Raw genomic sequence first — 9,970 nt, 5'->3', positions numbered from 1 at the left:
GCCGAAGGCTGCGATCTTTTGATCTTGATGTTCAAAAAGCAAAGTCAAAAGATCGCAGCCTTCGGCAGCTCCTACAGGGTTGGATGTGTGGGGTTAACCGCGTTGTTTCAGGCCCATCTTCTTGCGGCCCTCGGCTGGGGTCAGGACTCGTGCGCCCAGGCGGCTGAGGATTTCGCTGGCGCGTTCGACCAGTTGGCCGTTGGTCGCCAGCACGCCTTTGTCCAGCCACAGGTTGTCTTCCAGGCCAACCCGCACGTTGCCGCCCAGCAGCACCGCTTGCGCCGCCATCGGCATCTGCATGCGACCGATGCCGAAGCCGGCCCAGACCGCGTCTGCCGGCAGGTTGTCGACCATGGCTTTCATGGTGGTGGTGTCAGCCGGCGCGCCCCATGGGATGCCCAGGCACAGCTGGAACAGCGGGTTGTCGAGCAGGCCTTCCTTGATCATCTGCTTGGCGAACCACAGGTGACCGGTGTCGAAAATTTCCAGCTCGGCTTTCACACCCAGCTCTTGAATGCGTTTGGCGCCGGCACGCAGTTGCGCCGGGGTGGAGACGTAAATGGTGTCGCCATCGCCGAAGTTCAGGGTGCCGCAATCGAGGGTGCAGATTTCCGGCAGCAGTTCTTCGACGTGGGCCAGACGGGTCAAGGGGCCGACCAGGTCAGTGTTCGGGCCGAACTCCATCGGATTCTCGCCGGCGCCGATTTCCAGGTCGCCGCCCATGCCAGCGGTGAGGTTGACGATGATGTCGACGTCGGCCTCGCGGATGCGCTCCATCACTTCGCGGTACAGCGCCACGTCACGGCTGAACTTGCCGGTTTGCGGGTCGCGAACGTGGCAGTGAACTACGGTGGCGCCGGCCTTGGCGGCTTCCACCGCGGCAGCGGCGATTTGTTTCGGGGTGACCGGCACGTGTGGGCTCTTGGCGGTCGTGTCGCCAGCACCGGTGAGTGCGCAGGTGATGATGACGTCGTGGTTCATTTGGCGGTTCCTTACAGGCTGGCGTGGTTTTTAGGCGAGACGGTTCCGTTCGCAGCCCGGTCGGGCTGCGAATCGGTGGTTCGGTTCAGAAAAAAGAGCGGTTTACTTGGTGGTCAGTTGCAGGTTTTCCGCGGCTGGCTTGCCATCGAAGGTGGTCACGCCTTCAAGCCAGCGCTGTTTGTCCTGCGGGTGATCTTTGAGCCATTGTTTGGCGGACTCGAAAGCGTCCTTGTGATCCAGCAGCGGCTGCATCATCCGGCTCTCGTCTTCGGCGCTGAAGGTCAGGTTGCTGAGCAGGCGTCCGACGTTCGGGCACTGTTCTGCGTATTTCGGCGCGGTAACAGTCCAGACGGTGGCCATGCCTTCGTTCGGGCCGAGGGCGTCGTCGCTGCCGGTCAGATAGGTCATCTGCACATTGACGTTCATCGGGTGTGGCGCCCAGCCGAAGAACACAACGGCTTCCTTGCGGCGCACGGCACGATCCACCGCGGCGAGCATGCCGGCCTCGCTGGACTCCACCAGCTGGAATTTGCCCAAACCAAACTGGTTCTTGGCGATCATCGCCTTGATCTGGGTGTTGGCCCCTGAGCCTGGCTCGATGCCGTAGATCTTGCCGCCCAGTTCTTTTTCGAACTTGGCGATGTCAGCGAAAGTTTTCAGGCCCTTGTCGGCAAGGTAGGTCGGCACGGCGAGGGTGGCGCGGGCATCTTTAAGGCTTGGCGCTTCAAGCACCTTGACCTGGTTGGCGTCGACGAACGGGGTGATGGTCTGGGTCATCAGCGGGTTCCAGTAACCCAGGAACAGATCCAGGCGCTGATCACGGATGCCGGCGAAGATGATTTGCTGGGAGGCGCTGGTTTGTTTGGTGCTGTAGCCGAGGCCGTCGAGCAATACCTGGGTCATGGCACTGGTCGCGATCACGTCGGTCCAGTTCACCACGCCCATGCGCACGTTCTGGCAGGAGGCGGGTTCGGCGGCCATGACACTGGCGCTCAGCAAAGCGGTACTACTGAGTGCAAGAACACAGCTGCTGATCAGTCGTTTCATTCTCGGGTTCCTCGGCAGTTTCATTATTGTGGGTCCGGTCGTCTTTGTGCGCCGGTGATGTCAAGTTACGCAGCTAATCGGCCATAAAAGCGCACTGCGGCGACCAGCTCTTGCACTGCAGCGACCTGCGCTCTTGAATGCCGATTGCAACAGGCGTATCAACGTCCACACGCTACCAGCGAACCGAGTGCGCACATGTCTCAGGATTTCTATTTCTTGTTGATGCCGGGTTTCTCGGCCATCGGATTTATCTCCGCCATCGAGCCGCTGCGAGTTGCCAATCGCTTTCGCGGCGAGCTCTATCGCTGGCATGTATTGAGCGCTGATGGTGGGGCGGTGCTGGCCAGTAACGGCATGTCGGTCAACGCCGATGCGGCATTGGAGCCGCTGAAGAAAGGGGCGACACTGTTGGTGGTTGCCGGCTTTGAACCGCTGAAGTTCGCCACTCCCGCGTTGGAACACTGGCTACGGCGCCTGGACAATGAAGGCGTGACGCTAGGCGCGATCGATACCGGCAGCTTCATCCTCGCTGAAGCCGGCCTGCTGGACGGTCATCGCCTGACCCTGCACTGGGAAGCCATTGATGCCTTCAAAGAGTCCTATCCGCATCTCAGCGTCACCCAGGAGCTGTTCGAGATCGACCGTCGCCGCATTACGTCCGCTGGCGGCACCGCCTCCATTGATTTAATGCTCGATCTGATCGCCCAGGCCCACGGCCCGCAGCTGGCGATTCAGGTCAGCGAACAGTTCGTACTCGGCCGCATCCGCCCGCGCAAAGACCACCAACGGATGGAGGTCGCCACGCGTTATGGCATCAGCAACAAGAAGCTGGTTCATGTGATCGGCGAGATGGAGCAACACAGCGAACCGCCGCTGAGCACCCTGGAATTGGCAGAATCGATCAAGGTCACCCGACGGCAACTTGAGCGCCTGTTCCGTCTGCATCTGAACGACACGCCGAGCAATTTCTACCTGCGACTGAGGCTGGAAAAGGCCCGGCAACTATTGCGGCAAACGGACATGAGCGTGCTGGAGGTGAGTATTGCCTGCGGGTTCGAATCGCCGTCGTACTTCACCCGCAGTTATCGGGCGAAATATGAGCGTTGTCCGCGGGAAGACAGGCGAACGGCGAAGGCATGAACACTAGATAACCCTGTGGGAGCGGGCTTGCCCGCGATGGCGGTATGTCAGTCAATGATGAGGTCGACTGCCACACCCCCATCGCAAGCAGGCTCGCTCCCACAATTTTCTTTCTTTGAACCACACCCGAACGACCATCCTTGTAGGACTTTTAGAGTTTCCTACTGCGAAGTTTCCTTTTCCTTCTTGCGCCTGTGAATTCGCCGCTGCGATGCAGTTTGCTTGCGCCGCATTATTCACGGACGGTCTCCACAGATAAGGAATCTGGAAATGAGTAAAGGCGAAGGTTATTTCATTGGTCAGGGTGACAAGACCACCTGCGGCGGCGTGGTTCTGGACGGTGATCCCAGGATCAACATGTTCGGTGTGTTGCATGCCTGTGAGGGGGATCGGGTTACATGTGGCGTGGACGGTCAAACCTATCGGATCGTCGGCGGCATTTCGTACATGAATAGCCATGGGCGGCTGATGGCTGGCACGCTGGATAGCCGCAGCGACTGCTCTTGTAGGGCTCAACTGATCCCCTCGGTGTATACGATGACCTACGGCAACGATGGCCCGGCAACGCAAGCATCCAGCCGTGCCGTTGAACCCTCCCCCTCAACGGTCACTCGCCGCCCGGTGGCCTCGCAACAATCCTCCTTTGCCCCTTCTCGGACTCCCACGGCATTCGGCGATATGACAGGTCAGGAGCCTGGCTTTTACATCGTGCCAAAAAGCATGACCCGCCAAGCCCTGGAGGCCACGCTTTTCTCTGTGCACAAGCCAGACGTAATGAGCAAGTTCCACGCTCTCAACCCAGGTCGAGGAGACCTCAAAGCCGGCTCGATGATCGTGCTCAGCGACCCATACAACTTTCAGTGCAGTCGCGAGGAAGCGTGGCTGATGGAAGCAGCCGCCAAAACCAACGACGCGCTCGGGACGCTGAGTGCAAATGACGCCGACTTCATGGTCCGACACTACGCCGAGATCTCAACTTTTCTGTCTCATGCCTCGACATCTATCGGTATCGGTGAAGCCATGTTCGCCAACCACTTGAAAAATGTTGAAAGCGTATTACAGGAGATAGACGCGTTGCATAAACGCACTTTCCAAACCGACGGGCATTTGCGCTCACCAGCGTTTTTTACCGAGCGAAAACGACTTTTAACGATGCTGGACACGAGCCTCAATGGCATGACCCGAAAAAGCATAGGCTTCCCTGATCATCCGAATCTGAAAAGCGCATTGGGCATATCCAGTCGAAGTCTGGTTCATCAGTGGACTAAAGCAGGAGCTTCTGGACAGATACCGGGATATGCCACGCACATTGAAGGAGTAGCCAAGGCGAGCAAATATATTAAATACGGCGGTTGGATCGGCACTGCGGTGGGTGGCGGGGCTTCATACATAAAGGTTCAGGATGTGTGTACAGCGGGTAATTCTGAAACTTGTGAGAAGGTGAAGTTTACGGAGACCGGCGGCTTCACGGGTAGTGTGGTGGGGGGCGCATTGGCAGGTGGTTTGCTATCAAGCTCTGCCACCGGATTTCTTTGCGCTGCGCTCGGCGTGCCCACTGGCGGCGTTTCTATCGTAGTTTGTGGGATCGTGGCCGTTGGCGCTGGATCTTATGCTGGAGGGACACTTGGCCAAGCTGGCGGCGAGCGTATCGGCGAGAAGATTTTTGAGAGTGTGAAATGATGACTGCCATGACTGTTGTCAGTTACTTATGCGGGCTGGTGCTTCTTGGGCAGATAGTTTGGCTCGCTGTTGCGCTTCATATGGCCCGGACCAAGATGGACGTGATACTGGATCTTCTATACGGCGGCTATACAGTTAGTGCTCGTGATTATTATCGTGCTGCTGGCCTAATGGGGCAGTTGCGGTTCATTGGGCAGGTTTCCGGGATCGTGACGTTTCCGGGTGCCTATCTTAAGCATTCCAGTGTCAGAGCCGAGGATCTGGAAAAACTTCCGGTATCGCTTAAGAAAGAGCTTCTGATAATGCACTGGAGCTTGATCGGATTATTAATCGCCATGGCTGTTTTTGTAGGGCTGGCCGAAGTAATAGAGTTCTACGGCATTTAAGCGTGCCAATAGCCGCATCCTTCTAGATGCGGCTTTCATGGTCACTTTTTCACCAGCACCGAACACGCCGCCTTGTACGCCTCATGCTGATACTTGTTCAGCGTCCCCGGCAGTTCAAACCCATGCTTCTTGGCCTGCGCATTGATGGTCTGCGGCGACAGCAACGTCACCTCGCAATTCTCCAGCAACTGCAAAACCCCTTCGATCTTGAACGTCGTCGGCCCACCGGCAAATTCACCCTTCTTGCTGCGCTTCTTGATCGCCATTCGATCTATCGAATTCTCGCGAACAAAAGAAGCAACCTGAGCAGCGAAGACCTTCACGTTCGCGGCTTCGTCGTCATCGTCGAGGGCGATTTTCTTGGTGGCCAACGCGACATGGCTCAGCGTTTGGCCCTCAAGCGTTGCCACGGCGATGATTGCTTCGCTGCCTTTGATTTCGATGCCGCAGACTTTCATGTAGATACCTTTCATCAGTAGTGTTGTGCAGCTTACAGCTCAAGTTGATTAGCCGTGATGCCAAACGCCGCAGCAATCTTTTCGCGGGTAGCCTTGCGTGGCTTTGCAACGGTTTCCTGCTGGGCGAAAGCCGGTTGGGAGATGCCCATACGTTTGGCCACTTCATCCTGCGTAAGGTTCAAGTGTTCGCGCCAGGCGCGAATCGGCGTTGAGCCATCGACGATGCGACTGACGACTTCGTGGGGAATCAGATCGGGCTCAATCTTCTGCGCCACATATTGCGCGTAGGGTATGACCACGAAAGCGGGATTTCCGTTTGCGTCGTTGATGATTTGAACGTCAGTAGGTGCGTTCATCGCGTTTTTTTACCTCTTGAATACTGACCACTTTAATTGCGCCATCCCAATTGAACATGACTCGGTAGTTGCCTACTCGAAGTCGATAGGCATAGTCATGACCGACCAGTGCCTTGACGTTGCTTGTATCCGGCATGTCAGTCAGCGCCGTGACGGCATTACGAACCTGGATCTGGTGAGCAGAATGCAATTTCAGAAGCTGCTTAACGGCCTTTCGAGTCCAGTGAATACTGTTCATGTGAGAATATAAGTCTTTTATAAGATATTCCAATCTTTACTTATATTTCGCTGTCGGCCAATTAACGAAGAATGTCGGGATGTTGCCCGTAGAGCAGGGTCCCCTGCTGGGCGTTCGGGCGCTGTAGGTCGGGTCAGCGAGGTGTGTAGGAATTCGCAGTTGGTGCAGATCGAAAGCTGACGGCGTTGCCAGCCTCCGATGGATTACCCGGATTACTCCTGCCCAATCGACTCCAAAAACTCCGACCGATCGTCACTCATCCGCGCCACGCAATCATTTTGCGCGATGGTGAAGGCCTTGCTGCCGGCAGTCGCGGGGAAGGCTTCGATGGCGCAATCGGCATCGCGGGTTTTCAGCCATTGTTGTTGGGCGGTTTTGATTTTGGCGGTGATGTCGGCCAGTTGCGTCGGGTTCTTGCCGTAGAGCGACTGCATGCGCTCGTTCAGGCTTTTGGTGTTTTCGTTCAGCAGGTCTTCAGCGGTACTTTTGCTGAAAGCCGAGCATTCCAGGGTCTGGACGTCGTTTTCGACTTTGTCGCAGGGATTGTCGTCGGCTTCTTCCGCAGCCTGTACGCCCGTCGCAATCAGTGCCAATGCCAGGAGGATCGATTTCATTCAGGTCGCCCACATCAAGAGATGTGGCGAATTCTGGCCTAAGCCTGCGGGCTTGAACAGGTCGCGGATTGCTCCTGGCGACGACCCTTTGTCGCGGATTGACGCTTTCGGCAATTCGTCTGTCGTTTTTGCACCCGGCTGCCAAGGCACCGAGGCATATGCTGGCTCCAAAGCGCCGGCAGACGATTCGGCGCATGAATTGCCAAAAAAGGGGACAGCCTGATGAGCCCAGCCGAACTGCACGCCGACAGCATTGTTATCGACGGTTTGATTATTGCCAAATGGAACCGTGAGCTGTTTGAAGACATGCGCAAGGGCGGTTTGACCGCGGCTAACTGCACCGTGTCGGTGTGGGAGGGCTTCCAGGCCACCGTCAACAACATCGCCGCCAGCCAGAAACTGATCCGCGAGAACAGCGACCTGGTGATTCCGGTGCGCACCACCGCCGACATCCGCAAGGCCAAGGAGCAGGGCAAGACCGGCATCCTTTTCGGTTTCCAGAACGCCCACGCTTTTGAGGACCAGATCGGCTATGTCGAGGTGTTCAAGCAGCTCGGCGTCGGCATCGTGCAGATGTGCTACAACACCCAGAACCTGGTAGGCACCGGTTGCTACGAGCGCGATGGCGGCCTGTCGGGCTTCGGTCGCGAAATCGTTGCCGAGATGAACCGCGTTGGCGTCATGTGCGACCTGTCCCACGTCGGCTCCAAGACGTCCGAAGAAGTCATCCTCGAATCCAAGAAGCCGGTCTGCTACTCCCACTGCCTGCCGTCGGGTCTGAAAATTCACCCGCGCAACAAGTCCGATGAAGAACTGAAGTTCATCGCCGACCACGGCGGTTTTGTCGGCGTGACCATGTTCGCGCCGTTCCTGGCCAAGGGCATCGATTCGACTATCGACGACTACGCCGAAGCGATCGAATACACCATGAACATCGTCGGCGAAGACGCCATCGGCATCGGCACCGACTTCACCCAGGGTCACGGCCAGGACTTCTTCGAATACCTGACCCACGACAAGGGCTACGCCCGTCGTCTGACCAGCTTCGGCAAGATCATCAACCCGCTGGGCATCCGCACCGTGGGCGAGTTCCCGAACCTGACCGAGACACTGCTCAAGCGCGGCCATTCCGAGCGCGTGGTGCGCAAGATCATGGGCGAAAACTGGGTGAACGTCCTTAAAGACGTCTGGGGCGAGTAAGCCGCAGCACTTCTGAATCCTTTCCCCCGGCCATCCGAGCCGAGGGCAACACCAAAATTTTTCTGGAGTTAAGTTTCCATGGCCAAGATCGCCCCGCAATTGCCTATCGAAGTCGACAGCGAGACCGGTATCTGGACCTCAGACGCCTTGCCGATGCTGTACGTGCCGCGTCATTTCTTCGTCAACAACCACATGGGCATTGAGGAAGTGCTGGGCGCCGACGCCTACGCCGAGATCCTCTACAAGGCCGGCTACAAGTCCGCCTGGCACTGGTGTGAAAAAGAAGCCGAATGCCATGGCCTGGAAGGCGTCGCGGTGTTCGAGCACTACATGAAGCGTCTGTCGCAACGCGGCTGGGGCCTGTTCAAGATCCAGGACATCGACCTCGACAAAGGCACCGCCAGCGTCAAGCTCGAACACTCGGCATTCGTCTACGTCTACGGCAAGGTCGGACGCAAGGTCGACTACATGTTCACTGGCTGGTTTGCCGGCGCGATGGACCAGATCCTCGCCGCTCGTGGCAGCAAGATCCGTACCGTGGCCGAACAAGTCTACGGTGGCTCCGAAGAGGGCCACGAAGACGGCTTGTTCACCGTCAAGCCGTTGTAAGTCGAGGAACCCGCCATGGCTTTCGAAGCAATGTTCCAGCCAATTCAAATTGGCAAACTGACCATCCGTAACCGCGTGCTCAGCACCGCGCACGCCGAGGTCTACGCGACCGACGGCGGCATGACCACCGACCGGTACGTCAAGTATTACGAAGAGAAGGCCAAGGGCGGGATCGGCCTGGCGATCTGCGGCGGCTCGTCCGTGGTGGCCATCGACAGCCCGCAGGAATGGTGGAGCTCGGTGAACCTGTCCACCGACCGCATCATTCCGCATTTCCAGAATCTTGCCGACGCCATGCACAAGCACGGCGCCAAGATCATGATCCAGATTACCCACATGGGCCGTCGCTCCCGTTGGGACGGCTTCAACTGGCCAACCCTGATGTCGCCGTCGGGTGTGCGTGAGCCGGTGCACCGTGCTACCTGCAAAACCATCGAGCCGGAAGAAATCTGGCGGGTGATCGGCAACTACGCGCAAGCGGCACGTCGCGCCAAGGCCGGCGGCCTGGATGGCGTCGAACTGTCGGCCGTTCACCAGCACATGATCGACCAGTTCTGGAGCCCACGGGTCAACAAGCGTACCGACGAATGGGGCGGCACCTTCGAAGGCCGCATGAAGTTCGGTCTGGAAGTACTCAAGGCTGTGCGCGCCGAGGTCGGTGACGATTTCTGCGTGGGCATGCGCATCTGCGGTGACGAGTTCCATCCGGATGGCCTGTCCCATGAAGACATGAAGCAGATCGCCAAGTATTACGACGACACCGGCATGCTCGATTTCCTCGGCGTCGTGGGTTCGGGTTGCGACACCCACAACACCCTGGCGAACGTGATCCCGAACATGAGTTATCCACCGGAGCCGTTCCTGCACCTGGCTGCCGGTATCAAGGAAGTGGTCAAGGTTCCGGTACTGCACGCGCAGAACATCAAGGACCCGAACCAGGCCACCCGTATTCTGGAAGGCGGTTACGTCGACATGGTCGGCATGACCCGCGCGCACATCGCCGACCCGCACCTGATCGCCAAGATCAAGATGGGCCAGGTCGACCAGATCAAGCAATGTGTCGGTGCCAACTACTGCATCGACCGTCAGTATCAGGGCCTGGATGTGCTGTGCATCCAGAACGCGGCGACCTCCCGTGAATACATGGGCCTGCCGCACATCATCGAAAAAACCACCGGCAAGAAGCGCAAGGGGGTGGTGGTCGGCGCCGGCCCTGCGGGGATGGAAGCCGCCCGTGTGGCTGCCGAACGTGGCCACGACG

General features: G+C 57.9%; 11 protein-coding genes and 1 pseudogene. 6 read left to right on the top strand and 6 right to left on the bottom strand.

All coding sequences use genetic code 11. From position 1 onward, the window contains the following. Positions 1-93: 93 nt before the first annotated feature. The gene (locus ACRESJ_RS03210) at positions 94-981 is read right to left on the bottom strand and encodes a 3-keto-5-aminohexanoate cleavage protein (protein ID WP_431756606.1); all 888 of its coding nucleotides are present in this window, start codon (positions 979-981) and stop codon (positions 94-96) included. 102 nt (positions 982-1,083) lie between these two features. Next, a complete protein-coding gene (locus ACRESJ_RS03205; RefSeq protein ID WP_431756605.1) occupies positions 1,084-2,028 on the bottom strand; it encodes a choline ABC transporter substrate-binding protein in 945 nt (314 codons plus the stop codon). Positions 2,029-2,223: 195 nt separating this feature from the next. On the opposite strand from ACRESJ_RS03205, the gene ACRESJ_RS03200 reads away from it, so the two are divergent. The 3 genes from ACRESJ_RS03200 to ACRESJ_RS03190 all read left to right on the top strand — a co-directional run bounded on the left by ACRESJ_RS03200 (position 2,224) and on the right by ACRESJ_RS03190 (position 5,234). After that, complete coding sequence (locus ACRESJ_RS03200) at positions 2,224-3,168, top strand: GlxA family transcriptional regulator (protein ID WP_431756604.1); 945 nt, start codon at positions 2,224-2,226, stop codon at positions 3,166-3,168. Positions 3,169-3,438: 270 nt separating this feature from the next. Continuing rightward, on the top strand, positions 3,439-4,848 hold the full coding sequence (locus ACRESJ_RS03195) for a PAAR domain-containing protein (protein ID WP_431756603.1): 1,410 nt from the start codon (positions 3,439-3,441) through the stop codon (positions 4,846-4,848). 8 nt (positions 4,849-4,856) lie between these two features. Further along, on the top strand, positions 4,857-5,234 hold the full coding sequence (locus ACRESJ_RS03190) for a hypothetical protein (protein WP_431756602.1): 378 nt from the start codon (positions 4,857-4,859) through the stop codon (positions 5,232-5,234). 41 nt (positions 5,235-5,275) lie between these two features. On the opposite strand, the gene ACRESJ_RS03185 is transcribed toward ACRESJ_RS03190, so the two are convergent. The 4 genes from ACRESJ_RS03185 to ACRESJ_RS03170 form a co-directional block, all read right to left on the bottom strand. Next, the gene (locus ACRESJ_RS03185; RefSeq protein ID WP_431756607.1) at positions 5,276-5,692 is read right to left on the bottom strand and encodes a DUF3010 family protein; all 417 of its coding nucleotides are present in this window, start codon (positions 5,690-5,692) and stop codon (positions 5,276-5,278) included. Between the two features lie 32 nt (positions 5,693-5,724). Continuing rightward, positions 5,725-6,048, bottom strand: a complete 324-nt coding sequence (locus ACRESJ_RS03180) for a helix-turn-helix domain-containing protein (RefSeq protein ID WP_431756601.1) — start codon at positions 6,046-6,048, stop codon at positions 5,725-5,727. Further along, on the bottom strand, positions 6,032-6,286 hold the full coding sequence (locus ACRESJ_RS03175) for a type II toxin-antitoxin system RelE family toxin (protein ID WP_431756600.1): 255 nt from the start codon (positions 6,284-6,286) through the stop codon (positions 6,032-6,034). Before ACRESJ_RS03175 ends, ACRESJ_RS03180 begins: the two co-directional genes overlap by 17 nt. A 212-nt stretch (positions 6,287-6,498) precedes the next feature. Then, on the bottom strand, positions 6,499-6,900 hold the full coding sequence (locus ACRESJ_RS03170; RefSeq protein ID WP_431756599.1) for a lysozyme inhibitor LprI family protein: 402 nt from the start codon (positions 6,898-6,900) through the stop codon (positions 6,499-6,501). Between the two features lie 222 nt (positions 6,901-7,122). On the opposite strand from ACRESJ_RS03170, the gene ACRESJ_RS03165 reads away from it, so the two are divergent. The 3 genes and pseudogenes from ACRESJ_RS03165 to dgcA all read left to right on the top strand — a co-directional run. Then, positions 7,123-8,100: a dipeptidase gene (locus ACRESJ_RS03165; RefSeq protein ID WP_008033250.1), complete on the top strand. Its 978-nt coding sequence runs from the start codon at positions 7,123-7,125 to the stop codon at positions 8,098-8,100. Between the two features lie 78 nt (positions 8,101-8,178). After that, positions 8,179-8,709, top strand: a complete 531-nt coding sequence (locus tag ACRESJ_RS03160) for a DUF5943 domain-containing protein (protein ID WP_431756598.1) — start codon at positions 8,179-8,181, stop codon at positions 8,707-8,709. 15 nt (positions 8,710-8,724) lie between these two features. Beyond that, positions 8,725-9,970, top strand: a pseudogene (dgcA, locus tag ACRESJ_RS03155) (dimethylglycine demethylation protein DgcA); the annotation flags it as partial.

It is taken from the genome of Pseudomonas sp. (assembly GCF_050739655.1).
GTDB lineage: Bacteria > Pseudomonadota > Gammaproteobacteria > Pseudomonadales > Pseudomonadaceae > Aquipseudomonas.
The sequence above is the reverse complement of the archived record's forward strand: the minus strand, read 5'-3'. Positions and strand labels throughout refer to the sequence as shown.

Excerpts from the sequence above, each read along its gene's own strand:
- ACRESJ_RS03210 (WP_431756606.1), bottom strand. The coding sequence starts at position 981 with ATGAACCACGACGTCATCATCACCTGCGCACTCACCGGTGCTGGCGAC.
- ACRESJ_RS03205 (WP_431756605.1), bottom strand. The coding sequence starts at position 2,028 with ATGAAACGACTGATCAGCAGCTGTGTTCTTGCACTCAGTAGTACCGCT.
- ACRESJ_RS03200 (WP_431756604.1), top strand. The coding sequence starts at position 2,224 with ATGTCTCAGGATTTCTATTTCTTGTTGATGCCGGGTTTCTCGGCCATC.
- ACRESJ_RS03195 (WP_431756603.1), top strand. The coding sequence starts at position 3,439 with ATGAGTAAAGGCGAAGGTTATTTCATTGGTCAGGGTGACAAGACCACC.
- ACRESJ_RS03190 (WP_431756602.1), top strand. The coding sequence starts at position 4,857 with ATGACTGTTGTCAGTTACTTATGCGGGCTGGTGCTTCTTGGGCAGATA.
- ACRESJ_RS03185 (WP_431756607.1), bottom strand. The coding sequence starts at position 5,692 with ATGAAAGTCTGCGGCATCGAAATCAAAGGCAGCGAAGCAATCATCGCC.
- ACRESJ_RS03180 (WP_431756601.1), bottom strand. The coding sequence starts at position 6,048 with ATGAACGCACCTACTGACGTTCAAATCATCAACGACGCAAACGGAAAT.
- ACRESJ_RS03175 (WP_431756600.1), bottom strand. The coding sequence starts at position 6,286 with ATGAACAGTATTCACTGGACTCGAAAGGCCGTTAAGCAGCTTCTGAAA.
- ACRESJ_RS03170 (WP_431756599.1), bottom strand. The coding sequence starts at position 6,900 with ATGAAATCGATCCTCCTGGCATTGGCACTGATTGCGACGGGCGTACAG.
- ACRESJ_RS03165 (WP_008033250.1), top strand. The coding sequence starts at position 7,123 with ATGAGCCCAGCCGAACTGCACGCCGACAGCATTGTTATCGACGGTTTG.
- ACRESJ_RS03160 (WP_431756598.1), top strand. The coding sequence starts at position 8,179 with ATGGCCAAGATCGCCCCGCAATTGCCTATCGAAGTCGACAGCGAGACC.